This is a genomic window from Streptomyces albidus (ex Kaewkla and Franco 2022), assembly GCF_013870515.1.
GTDB classification, from domain to species: Bacteria; Actinomycetota; Actinomycetes; order Streptomycetales; family Streptomycetaceae; genus Streptomyces; species Streptomyces albidus.
The window spans coordinates 1-18,696 of record NZ_JACBXA010000100.1 but is presented as its reverse complement, the minus strand read 5'-3'; the positions used below and the strand labels follow the sequence as shown (position 1 = coordinate 18,696).

The following is an 18,696-nucleotide window of genomic DNA, read 5'->3' as shown; positions in this document are numbered from 1 at the left end:
CGCACCGCGCACAAGCCCGCCGACCCCGGCGTGGATGCCTGGGAGACGGCCAATCTCCACCTCGTCGCCCGCGTCCTGGTCGCCGCAGCCCTCCGTCGCACGGAAACCCGCGGCTGCCACTGGCGCGAGGACCATCCCGACCGCGACGATGCGGGCTGGCGCCGCCACCTCGTCGTCAGCCTGCGCGAGGGGGGCCGTACTCTCGACGTCCGAACGACCGACACGACCGCGTTCCCGCCGACGTGCCGGGCCACGACGGCTCCTCAGCCATCGACGCGGACGTCCGCACAGTCACGTACGCAGCCTTCCACCCAGTCATCCACGCCGACCCCTACGGAGAACCCGTGACCAGCCCCTTTCCGGACTCCCCGGAGGAGCGACGCCCCCAGCCCGTCGACGTGCCCCTGCTCCAGATCGGCGGCCCCGGCGCCCTGGTGATGTCTCCGGACGGCGGTGGCGGTTGCGGTGACGCCTGCGGCTGCGGCAGCGCGGAGGGCGACATGGAGGACGCATACGGCCTCGACCCCCTCGACTGCGGCCTCGACCCCGACCTCGCCCGGCTCCTCTCCGAAGCGGGCCTCGACCCCGTACAGGTCGAGGACATCGCGCACCTCGCCATCGAGGAGGACCTCGACCACGGCGTCGACGTGACGACGGTGGCCACCATCCCCGAAGACGCCGTCTCCACCGGCGACTTCACGGCGCGGGAGGAGGGGACCGTCGCGGGGCTGCACGTCGCCGAGGCCGTCCTCTCCGTGGTGTGCACCGACGAGTTCGAGGTCGAGCGGCACGTCGAGGACGGCGACCGGGTCGCCGCCGGCGAGCGCCTGCTGACCGTGCGGACCCGCACCCGTGACCTGCTGACCGGCGAGCGCAGCGCCCTGAACCTGCTCTGCCGGCTCTCCGGCATCGCCACCGTCACCCGCCGCTGGGCGGACGAGCTCAACCGCGCCGCCGCCGCTTCCGCCACGGGACCCCTCGTGGAGACCCGCGTACGCGACACCCGTAAGACGACGCCCGGGCTGCGAAGCCTCGAGAAGTACGCGGTGCGCTGCGGCGGCGGTACGAACCACCGCTTCTCCCTCTCCGACGCCGCGCTCATCAAGGACAACCACGTGATCGCGGCAGGCGGCGTCGCCGAGGCGTTCAGGCTCGTGCGTAGTGAATTCCCCGACGTGCCCATCGAGGTGGAGGTCGACCGTCTCGACCAGATCGAGCCGGTCCTCGCCGAAGGCGCCGACCTGATCCTGCTCGACAACTTCACACCGGACGAGACGGCGGCGGCCGTCGCCCTCGTCGCAGGGCGTGCCCAGCTGGAGTCCTCCGGCCGCCTCACGCTGGAGACCGCCGCCGAATACGCCGCGACCGGCGTCGACTACCTCGCCGTCGGCAGCCTCACCCACTCCTCACCGATCCTCGACATCGGCCTCGACCTGCGCGACAGCGGCCACACCGGCGAAGGGGCGGACGCCTGATGCTGCTGACCATCGACGTCGGGAACACCCACACGGTCCTCGGCCTCTTCGACGGTGAGGACATCGTCGAGCACTGGCGCATCTCGACGGACGCCCGCCGCACCGCCGACGAGCTCGCCGTACTGCTCCAGGGCCTCATGGGCATGCACCCGCTCCTGGGCGAGGAGCTCGGCGACAACGTCGAGGGCATCTCCATCTGTTCGACCGTCCCCTCGGTCCTGCACGAGCTGCGCGAGGTGACCCGCCGCTACTACGGAGACATCCCCGCCGTCCTCGTGGAGCCCGGTGTGAAGACGGGCGTGCCGATCCTCATGGACAACCCCAAGGAGGTCGGCGCCGACCGCATCATCAACGCCCTCGCAGCGGTCGAGCTGTACGGCGGCCCCTGCGTGGTCGTGGACTTCGGCACGGCGACCACCTTCGACGCGGTCTCCGCGCGCGGCGAGTACGTCGGCGGCGTGATCGCCCCCGGCATCGAGATCTCCGTCGACGCCCTGGGCGTACGCGGCGCACAACTGCGCAAGATCGAGCTGGCCCGCCCCCGCAGCGTCATCGGCAAGAACACCGTCGAGGCCATGCAGTCCGGCATCCTCTACGGCTTCGCCGGCCAGGTGGACGGCGTCGTGGACCGCATCGCCCGGGAGCTCACCGACGATCCGGACGACGTGACCGTGATCGCCACGGGCGGCCTCGCCCCCATGGTGCTCGGCGAGTCCTCGGCCATCGACGAGCACGAGCCGTGGCTCACGCTCATCGGTCTCCGGCTGGTCTACGAACGCAACGTCAGCCGTTCTTAGCGGCCCCGGTCAGCGGTTCCACCGCGATACCCGGAAAGCGTGAAAGCCCCGAGCGGCCCGAAAGCGATTCGCGTCGCGCAGCGCCGTGCTGTGCGCCTCCGAAGGGCGCGGAGCACCGTGGTGCCGGGAAGTCCCCGAAGGGGGCCCGGGAGCGCCTCACAGCCCTGCCGTAGGCTGGGATCCCTGTTTCCCGAGGAGGCTCGAGCGCCATGGACTACATCGCGGCATTGACCCCGCCGATCGTGATGGCGGTGGCATTCACCGCTCTCATCGTGACGATCGTGAAGAGCCAGGGCGGCGCGAACAAGGCCAAGGAAGACGCCGCCGTGGATGCCGCCATCGCTCGCGCAGAGAGTGCCCGGCAGAAGAAAAACAGCTGATCAGCAGCAGCCCCCACTGCTTTCGGGACAACTCCGACTATTATTCACGGCGTGCCTCGGCCATTGGGAGAGTTGGAAGACAGCGTCATGACACGGGTATGGCGGTGGAACCGTCCCGTCACCGTGCGAGAAGTGCTGGAGGATCTGCGGGCGGAGAGGCCCATCGCCTACACGACGGTGATGACCGTAATGGACAACCTCCATCAGAAGGGCTGGCTGCGGCGGCGCCAAGAAGGCCGTGCCTATCGATATGAGGCGGTCTCGACGCGTGCCGCGTACTCGGCGGCACTGATGAGCGAAGCCTGGTCGTCCAGTGACTTCGCTGCCGCCGCTCTCGTCGAGTTCTTCAACCGTATGACTCCGGAACAGCTCGAAGCTCTACGTGATGCACTCCGCGTCGTACAACTGAACGGTGTGCACGTCGAGACCGCGGAGAGAGCGCCGCGAGAGACGCACTAGACAGGGCCTAGAGGCGCCGGTCCAGTCGCCGCTTCGCAAGACGCCTCATCGAAGGGCCCTTCTTCGGAAGGCGGCTCTGTTCGGGGCTCTCAGCACACGCCTTCCGGCCCGCCCTTCCCAAGCCTCTCTCCGGGTGAGACACAGCATGAAGTCGGCATCTCGGCGAGGCCGACGGATGCGTGAGCCCGGCTTCTCGCCGAACGTACCGGACCCGAAGAGCAGCGCCTTCCCGAGGGGCGATAGCGTCCGTTCATGGCGTCAGCACCATCATCCGCATCAGAAGTAACCGTTCGCCGAGCACGGACCTCGGATGTACGTGCGGTGCGCCGTCTCATCAACGTCTACTCGCGCGACCACATCCTGCTCGACAAAGCGACCGTCACGCTTTACGAGGACATTCAGGAGTTCTGGGTCGCCGAACGCGACCACGATGCCGAGGTGGTCGCCTGCGGTGCCCTCCACGTGATGTGGGAGGACCTCGCCGAGGTCAGGACACTTGCCGTGGACCCCTCACTGAAGGGGTCGGGAGTGGGGCATCTCCTGCTGGAGAAGCTGCTGAACACCGCGCGCTGGCTGGGTGTGCGGCGCATTTTCTGTCTCACCTTCGAAGTCGAGTTCTTCACCAAGCACGGCTTCACCGAGATCGGTGACACACCGGTCGACGGGGATGTCTACAGCGAACTACTGCGTTCCTTTGACGAGGGCGTGGCCGAGTTCCTGGGTCTCGAACGAGTGAAGCCGAACACCTTGGGCAACAGTCGCATGCTTCTGCATCTCTGAGTGACGACACCGTGACCCGGTCGACCGGTGCATGAGTGCGGCGCTTTGTCCGAAAGATCCCCCGAATCCCGTCGAAGGACCGAACAAACTCAACAGAGGGTTTGTGTTTCTCACCGAAAAGCGGTTTGCTTTCGTCGTCAGTATCAGTAATCGAAGTTATCGATGACGGAATGGGAGTATGCGGTGGCGCAGAAGGTTCAGGTTCTTCTGGTCGACGACCTCGACGGCGGCGAGGCGGACGAGACGGTCACGTTCGCGCTGGACGGTAAGACCTACGAGATCGACCTCACCACCTCGAATGCGGACAAGCTCCGTACGGTGCTGGAGCCCTACTTGAAGGGCGGCCGCCGTACCGGAGGCCGTTCCGCCCGTGGAAAGCGGTCTTCCGGTTCCGCTGGTGGCAGCAGCCAGGACACGGCGAAGATCCGCGCCTGGGCCAAGGACGAGGGTTACGAGGTCAACGACCGCGGTCGCGTTCCGGCCAATATCCGAGAGGCCTACGAGAAGGCCAACGGCTGAGCCCGGGACTTACGTGCGGTGCTTCGCAGACGTGCGCGGTGGCATTCCGTCGCCGCGGCACTGACCAGCCGTACGAGATCGACGCGATCCGCCTCACGCCCCGACTCGGGAGGCCGCAACCATACGGCGGCCTCCCGAGGGTCGTAAGGATCGTAAGAAGCGCGGGCAGTGAGTCCAAGTTCGATATCGCCCCACTCCAGCCACTCCAGGAGTCCCGGCAACTCCTCGGCACTTCCCGCCGGTACGAGCAGCATCAAGCAGCCGTTCTCCCTTCCGTATGCGACCGGCCCCGTGCGGACATCCGGCCGCCGCAGCAGCGCCAGTCCAGGGTCCGCCGCCAGCACCAGCGCATCGTTTTCCGAGCAGGGCTCCGAGAAGGAGCGCTCCGATGTGCCGAGAGGTGCCCGCGTACGGGAAATCGCGAAGCTCATGACCGGAGCAACTGACGAACCTTCAGCGGGTTACGCTGGGTTGGGCAGCCGCTACGCAATGTTGCGCGACGCCTTGCGTCGCTTGATCGTCGCTCGGCACCGCGTCGCATGGTCGTTGCCCGGTGGCCGTCCCGCCCCCGGTGCGCCATACCCTGGTCCGAGCTCTGCGTGGTCGTACGTGCGCACAGCGTGTGCGTGTGTGGCGGTCCCGTGGCCCGAGCCTGTTCGCCCTGAGCGGATGCGCTCAGCTGTCCCCCTCCGGCCCGGCATGGAGTGTCAGGACGAGCGGGTAGGAAGCCTCTGAGGTCGTCTCTGCCTCTTCAGGCCGGTTTCCGGAAGGAGAACGGGCCGGGACAATGCCTGGTGGCGCGGGGGTGTGAAGGCTGATGTGGGTGAGCGGCGGTTGTTTCGGCCGGGAGAGCCGTTCGCCATGGGCGTAGTGAATCAGGGTGGATACGCCTGGCCTGCGGGAACATCGTCTCCCACCATCGGGTTGGAACTGTTGTCGACTGTTCGGGCAAGGAGGCCTGGCTGTGCTATCCACGGGAGCGAGGCCAGCCGGCGTCACAGCAGGACCGGTGTCGGCAGTTGGAATGAGCGGTCCCCGCTTGCGGGACTAAGCTGCGGAAGGACAGAGAGGGGAGCGTCCCCTTACTGCCTGACCGCTCTGAGGAGCGATTAACGATGTTCGAGAGGTTCACCGACCGCGCGCGGCGGGTTGTCGTCCTGGCTCAGGAAGAAGCCCGGATGCTCAATCACAACTACATCGGCACCGAGCACATCCTCCTGGGCCTGATCCACGAGGGTGAGGGTGTCGCCGCTAAGGCACTGGAGAGCCTCGGGATTTCGCTCGAGGCGGTCCGTCAGCAGGTGGAGGAGATCATCGGCCAGGGCCAGCAGGCGCCCTCCGGCCACATCCCCTTCACGCCCCGTGCGAAGAAGGTCCTGGAGCTTTCGCTCCGTGAGGCCCTTCAGCTCGGCCACAACTACATCGGCACGGAGCACATCCTGCTCGGCCTGATCCGCGAGGGCGAGGGCGTCGCCGCCCAGGTCCTGGTGAAGCTGGGCGCCGATCTGAACCGGGTGCGGCAGCAGGTCATCCAGCTGCTTTCCGGTTACTCCGGCGGCAAGGAGGCGGCCACCGCAGGCGGCCCCGCCGAGGGCACGCCCTCGACGTCCCTTGTCCTGGACCAGTTCGGCCGCAACCTGACTCAGGCTGCCCGCGAATCCAAGCTCGACCCGGTCATCGGGCGCGAGAAGGAAATCGAGCGGGTCATGCAGGTGCTCTCGCGCCGTACGAAGAACAACCCGGTGCTCATCGGCGAGCCCGGCGTCGGCAAGACCGCGGTCGTCGAGGGCCTGGCCCAGGCGATCGTCAAGGGCGAGGTGCCCGAGACCCTCAAGGACAAGCACCTCTACACCCTGGACCTGGGCGCCCTGGTCGCCGGCTCGCGCTACCGCGGTGACTTCGAGGAGCGCCTGAAGAAGGTGCTCAAGGAGATCCGCACGCGCGGCGACATCATCCTGTTCATCGACGAGCTGCACACGCTGGTCGGAGCGGGCGCCGCCGAGGGCGCGATCGACGCCGCCAGCATCCTCAAGCCGATGCTGGCCCGCGGTGAGCTGCAGACCATCGGTGCCACGACGCTCGACGAGTACCGCAAGCACCTGGAGAAGGACGCGGCCCTGGAGCGCCGCTTCCAGCCGATCCAGGTCGCGGAGCCGTCGCTGCCGCACACCATCGAGATCCTCAAGGGCCTGCGCGACCGGTACGAGGCGCATCACCGCGTCTCCATCACGGACGCCGCCCTGGTCGGCGCGGCCACTCTCGCCGACAGGTACATCTCGGACCGCTTCCTCCCGGACAAGGCGATCGACCTGATCGACGAGGCCGGCTCCCGGATGCGCATCCGCCGGATGACCGCACCGCCGGACCTGCGCGAGTTCGACGAGAAGATCGCGAACGTGCGCCGGGACAAGGAGTCGGCCATCGACTCGCAGGACTTCGAGAAGGCGGCCTCCCTCCGTGACACGGAGAAGCAGCTGCTGGCTCAGAAGGCCAAGCGGGAGAAGGAGTGGAAGGCCGGCGACATGGACGTCGTCGCCGAGGTGGACGAGGAGCTGATCGCGGAGGTCCTGGCCACGGCCACGGGCATCCCCGTCTTCAAGCTCACCGAGGAGGAGTCCTCGCGCCTGCTCCGCATGGAGGACGAGCTGCACAAGCGCGTCATCGGGCAGCAGGACGCCATCAAGGCGCTCTCCCAGGCGATCCGGCGTACGCGCGCCGGGCTGAAGGACCCCAAGCGCCCCGGTGGTTCGTTCATCTTCGCGGGCCCGTCCGGTGTCGGTAAGACGGAGCTTTCCAAGACGCTCGCCGAGTTCCTCTTCGGCGACGAGGAAGCGCTGATCTCCCTCGACATGTCGGAGTTCAGCGAGAAGCACACCGTCTCGCGGCTGTTCGGTTCGCCTCCCGGCTACGTGGGATACGAAGAGGGCGGTCAGCTGACCGAGAAGGTCCGCCGCAAGCCCTTCTCCGTGGTCCTCTTCGACGAGGTCGAGAAGGCACACCCGGACATCTTCAACTCCCTGCTGCAGATCCTGGAGGACGGTCGCCTGACCGACTCCCAGGGCCGGGTCGTCGACTTCAAGAACACGGTCATCATCATGACGACCAACCTCGGCACCCGGGACATCTCCAAGGGCTTCAACCTCGGCTTCGCCGGCCAGGGTGACGTCAGCGCCGGGTACGACCGGATGAAGGCCAAGGTCAACGACGAGCTGAAGCAGCACTTCCGCCCGGAGTTCCTCAACCGTGTCGACGACACGGTGGTCTTCCACCAGCTCACCCGCGACGACATCATCCGCATCGTCGACCTGATGCTCACGATGGTGGACGAGCGGCTGAAGGACCGCGACATGGGTCTGGAGCTGAGCACGGACGCCAAGGAGCTGCTCGCCAAGCGGGGTTACGACCCGGTGATGGGCGCCCGGCCGCTGCGCCGGACGATCCAGCGCGAGATCGAGGACCTGCTCTCCGAGAAGATCCTCTTCGGAGACCTGCGCCCCGGTCACATCGTGGTCGTGGACACCGAGGGTGAGACCGACGAGGACAAGAAGTTCACCTTCCGCGGTGAGGAGAAGTCCGCACTGCCGGACGCACCGCCGGTGGAGTCCGCTGCAGGCGGCGGGCCCAACCTCTCCAAGGAGGCGTGAGCCCCGAGCCGTAAGGCTGTACGCGAAGTCCCCCGTCACGTAGTGGCGGGGGACTTCGCATGCCGGGGTCCTTGCGGGCCGGCGGTCGGCGCCTCAGGTGATGATGCGGATGTGCTCCGGCACGTCCGTGACGCGCAGCCGCGGGTTCACCCGGAGAGTCGTCAGCCCGGGGAAGTGGCTCAGCCAGTCCATGCTCATGCCCGCGCCCAGGTCGTAGGCGACCCACAGGTGGGTGAGCCGGTCGCGCACCAGCCCGTCCAGGAGCTGGTCCGGTGTGAAGTGGCCGACGATCTGTATGCGTTCCCTGCCGCCCAGCTTCCGCAGCACCGCCACCTCCTCACGGTCGGAGACGGGGAAGTAGAGCCCTTCGGGATCCAGGTGCTGGATGACCTCCGCGGCATAGCGCTCGGTCTCGAAGTTGCGCCAGCCGTGGGCGAGTTCCGCTCGCAGCGTCAGCGGCCTGCGGTGCCGCAGCCGTGCCAGGTAGTCCACCGCGGCGTCGTCGTCGATACGGGTCACGGTGAGGGCGAGGCGGTACGCCTCGGTGTCGGAGACCGTGTCCGGGTCGGGAAGCATCTCCAGGACGATCGGGCCGACCCAGCCCAGTCCGCGTGCGGCCCGGTCGTCGCTGGGCCGCACCATGTGCCGCGTCTCGCGGCGTACGCGGGCGTGTGTCTCCGGGTCGAGCTCCGTCACATGCTCCAGGCAGGCCGCGGCGAGCAGCCGTCTCCGGTTGCGCTTCATGCCCGTCCTGCCGGGAGCCAGGAGCCCCTGAAGCAGCAGCGAGCACTCCTTGGGACGGGCGTGGGCGACAGCCATGCGGATCACCTCCTCCCACTCCGCCTCGTGCGCGTGGTCCAGCAGCAGATCCAGGTTGCCCTGCTCCACCGCCTCCTTCGCCGCGAGATAGTCCTGCACGGTGCGGTGCACGAACTCGACGGATCGGTCGGCCTGTTCGCGCAGGAGCCCCGTACGCAGCAGCAGATGGTCGAAGATCTCCTCCGGCGTCCCCTGCCCGGCCACAGCCGGTATCGCGGAGACGTGCCGGGTGATCTCGCCGAGGGCGGTGGCGTGGTCCAGCACGGACCCCTCGTCGACGAGCATGCGGTAGGCGAGCTTGCGCAGCAGCCTCTCGCGGGGGGAGCGCTGCATCACGATGGTGTCCGCGTACAGCACGCGGCGCTCCGGGTCGCGCCGCTGGAGCAGCATCTCCATCGCCGCCTCGTACAGCTCCTTGCGGCCCTTGGGCAGCATCCCCGACCGGTCCCGGTTCAGAGCGCAGATGAGGCCGCACATCAGGGGGTTGGTGGCCAGGACGCGCAGCTCGCGGAAGAGCGGGATGGACCGCAGGAGCATGTCCCTGTACTCGTCCAGCCGTCCGTGGTCCTTGCCTTCGTCCGTACGGGCGGCGGTGTGCCAGGCCGTGATGAAGGCGGCGACCTGGTCGCGGTTCATGGGGGCGAGCGTCAGCTCGGTGAAGCCCTCCTCGGCCAGCCAGTCCGCGTCGACGGCCGGCGGGCGGGACGTGACGAGGCAGAGGGTGCCCGAGTAGATGCGCAGCAGCCGGCGCAACTGTTCGCCCACGGCGTCCCGTTGGATCTCCGGGGCCTCGTCGATGCCGTCGACCAGCAGCACCGCCCGTCCGGCGGCGAGCACGCGCACGGCCCAGCCTTCAGGGGCCTCCTCCGCGAGGGGATGTCGTACGGCCGCCAGGAAGTCGTCCGGCGAGGGCATGCCATCGCGAGCGAAGCGGCGTACGGGGAGCACGAAGGGGATGCGGCCCCGCAGGGTCTGCAGCTCCTCCGGGAGCGCGGCGCGAGCGGTGGAGACCGCCAGCCACTGGATGAGGGTGGTCTTGCCTGAGCCTGCGATTCCACGCAGCAGTACCCGTTCGTGTCCGGCCAGCGCCCGATCGGCGGTCATGACGGGTTCGGCCGGTGCGGGGGCGGTCTCATCCGGCTGCGTCGCGACCTCTCGCGTCGAGGACGATCCCTGCGAGGCCGGTCCTGTCTGCGTCTCGCCGGCGGGGTTCGCGGTGGGTGTCGCCCCGCTGCGGGACTCGGAGCTGAACTCCGCGGCGAGGCTGAGGTAGGTGGCGTCCAGGGACCAGTTGTCGGGCGTGTTCGGGTTGGGCAGATCGATGCCGTAGATCGTGACGCGGCTGTACTGATCGGCGACGTGCCGGAGATACCTCGCTTCGAACTCTGCGTCCTGGCGCGAGGGTTGGGGACGGCCCCGAAGGGCCTCCACGTCGTTGAGGTCGACGAGCTGGCCGATGCGATGGCTCCGTTCCGGCAGACGCTCGGCGAGTTCGGGGGAGCGAAGGATGAGCAGGTGGAGGAAGTGGAGGCAGATCGTCACGAGCAGGCTGTCATGGAACCAGGCTGCCTCGGAGGAGAGTTCACGGTCGGCTCCGGGGACGGCGGACCGCAGCCGTCGTGCGTAGTCCTGCGGCCCGAGCCGCACGGCCTGGGTGTCCGTGGTGTCCAGCTCGCCTATGACCCACAGCGTCCGGGCGAGTACGGCCGCGACGCCCGACTCCTCGGCCTCGGCGAGGCGCTGTCCGGTGGCGACCACCCCGAGCCGCACCAACTCGGCGGCCACCTCCAGCAGTTCCTCCCAGCTGAGCACCGGCTCCTCGCCGCGGAAGGAGACGAGACGGGCCATGAGCTGCTCGCTGTCGGGCGAGGAGGGGAACGCGGCCGGGGCCGCCGCGATGAGCCTGCCGATGAGGGGGTCGACGACTGAGGAGGCGAGACGTACGACGGGTTCCATGCGCTTGGGGACTCCGGCGGGGCTGCTTGGGTGTGGTCGGCTGCTGTCGCTGCTGCGAGCCGCTGTCTGAGTGTCTGTCAGACGATGGGAGTGCCCACCCTATTCGGGGCGCCGGACTGGGACCATCGCTGTTCAGGCCTGGCTGAAGGCGATCGTGGCGGGAGGGCGTCGCACGTTCACGGATGTCCCGAGAGCTCGCTCTCGGTCACAACCTTCAGCCGGACGGGGAGAGTTGACCACATGTAGCGGGACATCGTGCCCGGAACGACCAGCGTGTGCAGGTGCGGGAAGGCCGAGAGCCAGTCCTCGCCGTTGTGATGCGCGTAGCCGTCCCGCAGCCAGAGATGGGTCAGCCGGTCGGCTTCGATGTGCTCGCTCAGCTGTCGCGGGTGGTAGCGGCCGACGATCTGTATCCGTTCCCTGCCGCCCATCTGCCGCAGCGCGCGTAGATGGTCGACGTGGTGGGCGGTGAAGTAGAGGTCGGTCTCGTCGAGGTGTGCGATGACCTCCTTCGCGTACTCGTCCGTCTCGAAACGGTGCCAGGCCCATACGAGTTGGCGCCTCAGATCGAGCGACGAGTGGTTGCGGTAGCGCGCCAGCACGGGGAGGGCGGCGTCGGTGCCCGTGCGGGAGGCGGCAACGACCGCGCAGGCCGCCTCGGCGTCCGTGAGTCCTTCGGGGCCCGGCAGCAGCCCGAGGAGCATGGGGCCGCCGATGTCGGCCACGTGACGGGCGGCGGCCATGCTCCTCGGCGGGAACAGGCGGGACGTCTTCGAGGTGACCTCGGCACGCACCTCCGGGTGCAGGTCGGTGGCCTGCTCCAGGCATGCGGCGGCCAGAAGCAGGTTGCGTACGCTCCCCTCGAACTCCCCCTGCTCCGGGCCCTCTTCGCGGCGCCCGCCGCCGGCACCGTTCGCGGGGACCTCGGCGACCAGGCCGCGCAGCAGACGTGCCCGATCAGCCGGGCGCGCGTGCGCGACCGCCATCCGGATCACGTCCTCCCACTGGTCCTTGTGGGCGTTGTCCAGAAGGAGGGGGAAGTCGCCCTCCTCCACGGCGGCCTTTGCGCCGAGGTGGTCCTGGAAGGTGCGGTGGACGAAGTCGACCCGTCCGTCGGCCGGTTCGCGCAGCACTCCGGAGCGGTCCAGCAGATGCCGGAACAGTTCGTACGGCGTGGCCTCGATGTGCGCCGTCCGCGAGAGGAACCGGTCGAGTTGGGCGACTGCGTCCTCCTGCTCCATCTCCGACCTGCCGTTGCGGATCATCCAGTGGGCAAGCCTCTGGAGGAGCTGGATCTGCGAGTCCTTGGACAGGCGCAGCCCGTCGGGCACGGCGACGGAGCGGTCCCGGTCACGACCCTCCAGCAGCAGCGACAGCGCCGCGTCGTAGAGGTCCCTGCGCCCGTACGGGAGGCAGCCGCGCCGGTCCCTGTGCAGGGCGCACAGCAGGCCGCACATGAGCGGATTGACCGCGAGACGGCCGAGGTCGGGGTGGGTGCGGACGGCGGAGATGAGCGAGTCGGCCAGTCCGGGTTCGGCGTCCGCCGCGTTGTGCCAGCGGCTGATGAAGGCCGCGACGTCGTGGCGGGACATGGGGGCGAGCGACACCTCCGTGAAGCCTTCGCCGGCGAGCCAGTCCTCACGTACGGCGGACGGGCGCGAGGTGACCAGCCAGAGATTGCCGGGGAAGTCGCCCATCAGCTCCCGCAACCAGCGCCGTGTCTCCTCCCGTTGGCCGCCGGGGACCTCGTCGAGGCCGTCGACGAGGAGCAGGCCCCGCCCCGCGGCCAGCACGCGTTCTGCCCATCCGGCGGGCTGCGAGCCGGCGAGGCTGCTGCGTACGGCGTGCAGGAAGCGGTCCGGCGTGGGCGGCAGCCCGTCCCGTACGACGCGGCGCAGGGGAAGGATGAAGGGCACGCGCCCCAGGAGATGGGCGAGATGTTCGTCGTAGGCCTGCCGGGCGGCGGTCACGGCCAGCCACTGCAGGAGCGTCGTCTTTCCGGATCCGGCGGGGCCGCGCAGCAGTACGCGTTCGTGGTCCGCGAGTACCCGGTCGGCGGAGAGCGACTTCGCAATGTCCAGTGAGCTGCCGGCGTCCTGGGTGGCTTCCAGCGAGATGTACGCGGAGTCGAGCCGCCACTCGCGCGTGTGGACGAAGTCCAGCCCGTAGATGGTCAGTTCGCCGTGCTTACGGGCGATGTGCTCGGCGTACCTCTGCTCGAAGCGGGCGTCCTCGGCGGAGCGTGCGGGGACGCGTTCCAGCAGCAGATCGCTGACGCTGACGAGCCGGTCGAGCTGGTGTGCCTGCTCGGTGAGGGTGCGCGGGATGAACGTCGAGCGCTGCGAGAAGAAGTTCAGGATGTGCAGGCAGGCGGTGTGCAGCAGAGGCCCGAAGTACGCCTCGGCGGTGGCCGACAGGGAGGCCGGGTACGCGAGTTGGCGCGCCAGCCCTTGCGGGCCGAGCCGCACCGCCTGCACGTCGTCCATCTCCAGGTCGCCCATGCTGTGCAGCGCCGTCGTGAGGGCGGAGGCCAGTTCGCGCCGTGTCTCCTCGCCGGGTGCCTCGTGCGGGCCGGACGCCTTCGCGGCGCGCTCCGTCAACTCCGCGGCCAGCTTGGCCAGATCCTTCTCGTTCAGCGTCCGCTGCTCGCCCTTGAAGGAGACGAGTGAGGAGATCCTGACGGGCTTGTCCACCAGGCCCGCGCCCGCGCCCTCACTCACGAACAGCTTCTTGACGATCGGTGTCACGGCGCTGGAGGCGAGTCGCGTGGCGACGGTGGCAGGCTCCATGAGCGGGATCGTAGGTGACGGAGGCGGGTGGGAGCGCGGGAGTTGGGGAGTTGGGACACGGCTTGGGCGTGCACGCTCCATCCACGGGAGTTTGCGCACGGTGAGGCGACCTGTGTCACGCCGCACCCTTTTCCGTGCTGTGTGCGGAGGATGGCCGCCTTTTCACCGTGAGCGAGGGCGGTCGTTTCGCGAAAGGACCGCCCTCGCGCGGTGAACCCGGCGAGGAATGCGGTCCGGCGGTCACGCGGTGTTGTTCCCGGTCGGGTTCTTCCGGGTTCTGCTCCCTCGTTCCCGAATGGCGCCGGCGTGTGACGTGGACCGCATTTGCGCGAGTGCCCCGCGTCTGTCTGAGAGCGACGCGGACCCCTCCCCGGCGACCCGATCACGGGCCCGCGCAGGCCGCCACGGGTGAGGTGTCGCACAGCCTGATCTGCACATACGAGCCCGCTTAGGAGGCGCCCCGGAGGGGGCCGCGGGCCTTCCGCGCAACCGCACGTGGCCCGTCAGAGAGCCGGGATCACGGGCGAAGGGCCGCATGGATGGTGTCCGAATAGCCCTTAAGGGTGCTTCATGTCGTGCTTATCCCTACGCATCGCTTTAGTAATAGCCCTTTTTGGTATGCCGGATCAGGCGGGTTACCAATGTTTTTGTCCCCCCGAGATCCCACGGCTCGGGGTCCCCCAAAGCCATTCCGGAGGTAGTACCCGTATGTCGAAGACCACCAAGAACGCGCGCAAGCCCATCGGACGCGCCCGACTCAGGTCCGCGGTGATAGCGGGCGGACTCGGCGCCTCGTTGGTCCTTGGCGCGGGCTCGGCGGTTGCCGCTGCATCTGGGCAGGGCGATGTCTTCGCGTCAGGAACCGCCGCACAGCTCGCTCAGTCCGCGCGAGCCCAGGCCGATCAGCAGCACAAGTCCGCCGCGGCCGAGAAGAAGGCCGAGAAGCGCGCGGAGGCCGGCAAGGCTTCCCGCGGTGCGGACCGCACCAAGGTCAACAAGGCCAACTCCTGGACCAAGCCGGTCGAGGGCAAGTACGACCTGAGCGCCGGCTACGGCAACAGCGGCGGCCGATGGGCCCACAAGCACTCCGGCCAGGACTTCGCGGTGCCGACGGGCACCCCGGTCAAGGCCGTCCACGGCGGCACCGTCGTCAAGGCGGGCCCGAACGGTGCCGGTGACGGCTCCTCGTACGGCAACGCCGTCGTGATCAAGCACGACAACAACACGTACTCCCAGTACGCCCACCTGTCCTCGGTGAAGGTGAAGCCCGGGCAGCAGGTGCAGACGGGCCAGAAGATCGGCCTGTCGGGCTCGACCGGCAACTCCTCGGGCCCGCATCTGCACTTCGAGATCCGCAGCACGCCTGACTACGGCTCGGGCAAGGAGCCCGTGTCCGTGATGCGCGCTCACGGCGTCAAGGTGTGATCTCGCGGGTCACGGGCGCCCGTGTGACCACGAGTGCGGGGATGACCACGGCACGTACGGGCTGACTCAGCTCCGGCCGCGATGTGCCGTGGTCACCATCTCCTGAGCGACCTCAAGGATGGCTTTCCGCCTGTCCTCGGGGTCGCTTTCGATGTCCTGCAGGGCGAACGCCCCCGCGTGCATGGTGAACAGCGCAGCCGAGCAGCGCACCTGATCGGTGAGCGGGGCGTCGGGCATCCTGAGGATGTCGAGCAGGGTCTTCAGGCGGTCCTTGAAGGTCTCCCCGACGCTGAGCTCCCGCATCGTCGCCTGGTTCTCCTGGACGAAGCGGTGGAGCGGGGCGGCGTTCTGGAGTGTCTCGCTGTAGCGCCGCAGCACCTCGAGCTTCGTCTCGAGGTCCGCCGGCTGGCCCTTCGCCCAGTCGATCAGCTCGTCGATGGGCCTTGCCCGGTCCTCGAAGAGGCTGATGACGATGTCTTCCTTGCTCTTGAAGTGGTAGTAGAGGGCCGCCTTCGTCACGTCGAGGTGCTCCGCGATCTCACGGAGCGACGTCTTCTCGTAGCCGCGTCGGGCGAAGAGCTCCAGGGCGACGTCCTGGATGCGTTGGCGGGTGTTTCCCCTGCTCATGAGCGCTAGCTCCTCGTCTGCCCACTGAAACTTACTTGACGCCCGGCTAGTGGCCGTCCTACCTTGCCCATGCTACTAAACTAACCGGGCGGCAAGTAAGAAACGGGGAGACAGGTATGAGTACCGACGCAGCGCCGGGCACCGTCCCAGACGGTGTCCCCGGCCAGGAGCAGGACCCGACCCGGCCGCGTAGCGTCGGGCTGGCCGTCTTCGCGCTGATGATCGCCGTCATGCTGGCCATGCTCGACAACATGATCGTGGGCACCGCGATGCCGACGATCGTGGGCGAGCTCGGCGGCCTGGAGCACCTCGCATGGGTCGTGACGGCCTACACGCTGACCACCGCGGCCTCCACCCCCCTGTGGGGAAAGATCGGCGACATGTACGGCCGCAAGGGCGTCTTCCTGACGGCGATCGTGGTCTTCCTCGCCGGCTCCGTCGCCTCCGGAGCCGCCCAGACCATGGCGCAGCTCATCGGCTTCCGGGCGTTGCAGGGCCTGGGCGCCGGCGGCCTCATGGTGGGCGCGATGGCCATCATGGGTGACCTGGTGCCGCCCCGCGAGCGCGGCAAGTACATGGGGATGATGGCCGGCGTGATGTCGCTGGCCATGATCGGCGGACCGCTCGTCGGCGGCACCCTCACCGACCACCTCGGCTGGCGCTGGGCCTTCTACATCAACGTGCCGCTCGGCGGCATCGCCCTGGCCATGGTCACCACGCTGCTGCACCTGCCCAGGAAGCGCGCCAAGGGCAAGATCGACTACACCGGTGCGGTCCTGCTGACGGCCGGAATCACCTCTGCCGTGCTCGTCACCAGCTGGGGCGGCACGGAGTACGACTGGTCCTCAGGCGTGATCATCGGCCTCTCCGCGCTCGCCGTCGCCGCGACGGTGGCGTTCCTCCTCGTCGAGCGCCGCGCGGCGGAGCCCGTGCTCCCGCTGGGCATCTTCCGCAGCCGCAACTTCTCGCTGGTCACGCTCATCGGCTTCCTGCTGGGCTTCGTGATGTTCGGCGCGATGACCTTCCTGCCGCTCTACCAGCAGACCGTGCAGGGCGCGTCCGCCACCAACTCGGGCCTGCTGCTCCTCCCGGTCCTGCTGCCGATGATGATCGTCTCCGTCCTCACGGGGCGGGCGACCACGCGCACCGGCAGGTACCGCGCGTACCCGATCATCGGCGGCGGCCTCATCCCCGTCGGCCTGTTCCTGCTAGCCCAGCTGGACGTCGGCACCAGCCGGACCACCTCCGCGCTCTACATGGTGGTGCTCGGTGCCGGCATGGGCTTCCTGATGCAGCTGACGATGCTGATCGCGCAGAACAGCGTCGAACTGAAGGACATGGGCGTCGCCTCGTCCACCACCACCCTCTTCCGTACGATCGGCGGCTCCTTCGGCGTCGCGCTGATGGGCACCCTCTTCGCGAACCGGGTGCGGGACACGATGACCGAGCAGGCCGGAGCCGCCGCCGGAGCAGGCGGGGGCAGCGAGACGCCCGCCCAGCTGGACGCGGCCTCCCTGGAGCGACTGCCGGCCGCGGTGCGTGAGGTCTACGAGCACGCGGTGGCCGACGGTACGCACACCGTGTTCCTGGTCGCCGGCGCGACGGCACTGATCGCCTTCGCGGCTTCCTGGTTCATCAAGGAGGTCCCGCTCAAGGGCGGCGAGGAGGCGGGCGAGAAGCCCTCAGGGCCTTCCCTGGAAGCCGAGGGAAGCGGCGCACGGGTGTGACAGCCTGACCGCATGAACACGCCGGGCATGGCGCGGCTGCGCGCGCTGCGCCTCGCCAAGGACGCGATGGACCGCGACTGGGCCGACTCCGCTCTCGACCTGGACGCGGTCGCCGCGCATGCCGGCTACTCGCGCTACCACTTCGTCCGGGCCTTCAAGGCGGCATACGGGGAGACGCCTGGCCAGTACCTGAGCCGCCGCCGCATCGAGCGCGCGGAGGAGCTGCTGCGCTCGGCGAACCTGACCGTCACCGAGATCTGCATGCTGGTCGGCTTCACCAGCCTCGGGACGTTCTCCGCGCGCTTCAAGAAGCAGACGGGCACCAGCCCCAGCGAGTACCGCGTACGGCACGCCCGCCGTGCGGCGGCGATGATCCCCGGCTGCTACGCGATGCTCTTCACCGGCGCCTTCAAGGGGCGACAGCCGGCCGCGCCCCTGGCTCCCCCTGCGGATGCCGCCGCCCCCGAGCCGTCAGGGGAAGAGCGCAACAACGGAGAAGCAGGCCGAGCACCGCTCTGACACGGTGAAACGGAACGAGGGCGGCACCTCGGCGCCCTCCCGCCCGACACCGTCAGGAGCCCGTCGTGATCAAGAGCCTCGCCCTCACCACCGTCTGGTCGACCGACCAGGAGCGCGACAAGAAGTTCTTCGTCGAGACGCTCGGCTTCGTGGAGCGCTGGGACATGGCGATGGGCGACATGCGCTGGGTCACCGTCAGCCCTCCCGAGCAGCCCGACGTCCAGCTCACACTGATGCGCCCCGACGGGTCCGGCCTTGACCCGGAGTCCGGCAAGGCCCTGCTGGCGCTGGTCACCAAGGGCGCGCTCGGCGCGGGCGCGTTCCACACGGACGACTGCCACGCGACGTACGCCGAACTGAAGGCGAAGGGCGTGGAGTTCCTCCAGGAACCCCAGGAACGCCCGTACGGCATCGAAGCGATCTTCCGCGACCCGACGGGCAACTGGTACTCGCTCACCCAGCAGCGGGAGCACCCCGAGGAGCTGGACATGAGCAAGCCGTGGAGCGACGCCGACGCCGACGCAGATGTCGGCACCGACGCCGGCGGCAACGGCTGAGTCAGCTGAGCGGCAGCCTGTAGACCCCGCCCGGAAGCGGTTCGACGAGCCCGTCGGCGACCAGCCCGTCCAGCGCGCGGCCGCGCTGCACGGAGTCGCCCCAGACACGGTCGAGCGTGGCCTGCGGCACCGGCGTCAGCGCCTCGCGGAGCACCGCGAGCAGCTTGCCGCGCACCTGCCGGTCCGTGCCCGCGTAGGTCTGGGTGCGGCGTGCCGGGCCGAC

Annotated in this window: 14 protein-coding genes and 2 pseudogenes; 12 read left to right on the top strand and 4 right to left on the bottom strand. The window is 68.7% G+C overall.

What is annotated here, in order from left to right:
- The 8 genes and pseudogenes from H5J26_RS16495 to H5J26_RS16460 all read left to right on the top strand — a co-directional run.
- A pseudogene (locus tag H5J26_RS16495) lies at positions 1-348 on the top strand (hypothetical protein); the annotation flags it as partial.
- Positions 345-1,475 (top strand): carboxylating nicotinate-nucleotide diphosphorylase, encoded by a 1,131-nt coding sequence (gene nadC / locus H5J26_RS16490; RefSeq protein WP_181766622.1) that lies wholly within the window; start codon positions 345-347, stop codon positions 1,473-1,475. The pseudogene H5J26_RS16495 and the gene nadC, both read left to right, overlap by 4 nt.
- A complete protein-coding gene (locus tag H5J26_RS16485; RefSeq protein WP_181766621.1) occupies positions 1,475-2,272 on the top strand; it encodes a type III pantothenate kinase in 798 nt (265 codons plus the stop codon). Before nadC ends, H5J26_RS16485 begins: the two co-directional genes overlap by 1 nt.
- A 209-nt stretch (positions 2,273-2,481) precedes the next feature.
- Positions 2,482-2,652, top strand: a complete 171-nt coding sequence (locus tag H5J26_RS16480; protein ID WP_181766620.1) for a hypothetical protein — start codon at positions 2,482-2,484, stop codon at positions 2,650-2,652.
- A 51-nt stretch (positions 2,653-2,703) separates the two neighbouring features.
- Complete coding sequence (locus H5J26_RS16475) at positions 2,704-3,111, top strand: BlaI/MecI/CopY family transcriptional regulator (RefSeq protein WP_181766619.1); 408 nt, start codon at positions 2,704-2,706, stop codon at positions 3,109-3,111.
- 252 nt (positions 3,112-3,363) lie between these two features.
- Positions 3,364-3,891, top strand: a complete 528-nt coding sequence (locus tag H5J26_RS16470; RefSeq protein WP_181766618.1) for an amino-acid N-acetyltransferase — start codon at positions 3,364-3,366, stop codon at positions 3,889-3,891.
- A gap of 183 nt (positions 3,892-4,074) precedes the next feature.
- Positions 4,075-4,410, top strand: coding sequence for a histone-like nucleoid-structuring protein Lsr2 (locus tag H5J26_RS16465; RefSeq protein ID WP_181766617.1), 336 nt, complete (start codon positions 4,075-4,077; stop codon positions 4,408-4,410).
- 1,115 nt (positions 4,411-5,525) lie between these two features.
- Complete coding sequence (locus H5J26_RS16460; RefSeq protein ID WP_181766616.1) at positions 5,526-8,054, top strand: ATP-dependent Clp protease ATP-binding subunit; 2,529 nt, start codon at positions 5,526-5,528, stop codon at positions 8,052-8,054.
- Positions 8,055-8,147: 93 nt separating this feature from the next.
- Here the strand turns inward: H5J26_RS16460 and H5J26_RS16455 are convergent, their stop codons facing one another.
- Both H5J26_RS16455 and H5J26_RS16450 read right to left on the bottom strand, forming a co-directional pair.
- The gene (locus H5J26_RS16455; RefSeq protein WP_181766615.1) at positions 8,148-10,829 is read right to left on the bottom strand and encodes an NACHT domain-containing protein; all 2,682 of its coding nucleotides are present in this window, start codon (positions 10,827-10,829) and stop codon (positions 8,148-8,150) included.
- Between the two features lie 176 nt (positions 10,830-11,005).
- Entirely contained in the window at positions 11,006-13,618 is a 2,613-nt protein-coding gene (locus H5J26_RS16450) for an NACHT domain-containing protein (protein WP_181766614.1), read from the bottom strand.
- A 708-nt stretch (positions 13,619-14,326) separates the two neighbouring features.
- Between H5J26_RS16450 and H5J26_RS16445 the strand changes: the two genes are divergently transcribed.
- Complete coding sequence (locus tag H5J26_RS16445) at positions 14,327-15,043, top strand: M23 family metallopeptidase (RefSeq protein ID WP_181766613.1); 717 nt, start codon at positions 14,327-14,329, stop codon at positions 15,041-15,043.
- A 66-nt stretch (positions 15,044-15,109) separates the two neighbouring features.
- Here the strand turns inward: H5J26_RS16445 and H5J26_RS16440 are convergent, their stop codons facing one another.
- Positions 15,110-15,670, bottom strand: a complete 561-nt coding sequence (locus H5J26_RS16440) for a TetR/AcrR family transcriptional regulator (RefSeq protein ID WP_181766612.1) — start codon at positions 15,668-15,670, stop codon at positions 15,110-15,112.
- A gap of 116 nt (positions 15,671-15,786) precedes the next feature.
- Here H5J26_RS16440 and H5J26_RS16435 point away from each other — a divergent pair, with 116 nt between their 5' ends.
- The 3 genes from H5J26_RS16435 to H5J26_RS16425 all read left to right on the top strand — a co-directional run bounded on the left by H5J26_RS16435 (position 15,787) and on the right by H5J26_RS16425 (position 18,473).
- Entirely contained in the window at positions 15,787-17,397 is a 1,611-nt protein-coding gene (locus H5J26_RS16435; protein ID WP_181766611.1) for an MDR family MFS transporter, read from the top strand.
- Positions 17,398-17,463: 66 nt separating this feature from the next.
- On the top strand, positions 17,464-17,916 hold the full coding sequence (locus H5J26_RS16430; protein WP_181766623.1) for a helix-turn-helix transcriptional regulator: 453 nt from the start codon (positions 17,464-17,466) through the stop codon (positions 17,914-17,916).
- Positions 17,917-17,981: 65 nt separating this feature from the next.
- Positions 17,982-18,473, top strand: coding sequence for a VOC family protein (locus H5J26_RS16425; protein WP_181766610.1), 492 nt, complete (start codon positions 17,982-17,984; stop codon positions 18,471-18,473).
- A 1-nt stretch (position 18,474) separates the two neighbouring features.
- Here the strand turns inward: H5J26_RS16425 and H5J26_RS16420 are convergent.
- Positions 18,475-18,696: pseudogene (locus H5J26_RS16420) on the bottom strand (A/G-specific adenine glycosylase); the annotation flags it as partial.

Bases quoted from the DNA above. Each gene is read 5' to 3' on its own strand.
- H5J26_RS16435 (WP_181766611.1), top strand. From the start codon at position 15,787: ATGAGTACCGACGCAGCGCCGGGCACCGTCCCAGACGGTGTCCCCGGC.
- H5J26_RS16450 (WP_181766614.1), bottom strand. From the start codon at position 13,618: ATGGAGCCTGCCACCGTCGCCACGCGACTCGCCTCCAGCGCCGTGACA.
- H5J26_RS16445 (WP_181766613.1), top strand. From the start codon at position 14,327: ATGTCGAAGACCACCAAGAACGCGCGCAAGCCCATCGGACGCGCCCGA.
- H5J26_RS16485 (WP_181766621.1), top strand. From the start codon at position 1,475: ATGCTGCTGACCATCGACGTCGGGAACACCCACACGGTCCTCGGCCTC.
- H5J26_RS16455 (WP_181766615.1), bottom strand. From the start codon at position 10,829: ATGGAACCCGTCGTACGTCTCGCCTCCTCAGTCGTCGACCCCCTCATC.
- H5J26_RS16430 (WP_181766623.1), top strand. From the start codon at position 17,464: ATGGACCGCGACTGGGCCGACTCCGCTCTCGACCTGGACGCGGTCGCC.
- H5J26_RS16480 (WP_181766620.1), top strand. From the start codon at position 2,482: ATGGACTACATCGCGGCATTGACCCCGCCGATCGTGATGGCGGTGGCA.
- H5J26_RS16470 (WP_181766618.1), top strand. From the start codon at position 3,364: ATGGCGTCAGCACCATCATCCGCATCAGAAGTAACCGTTCGCCGAGCA.
- H5J26_RS16440 (WP_181766612.1), bottom strand. From the start codon at position 15,670: ATGAGCAGGGGAAACACCCGCCAACGCATCCAGGACGTCGCCCTGGAG.
- H5J26_RS16460 (WP_181766616.1), top strand. From the start codon at position 5,526: ATGTTCGAGAGGTTCACCGACCGCGCGCGGCGGGTTGTCGTCCTGGCT.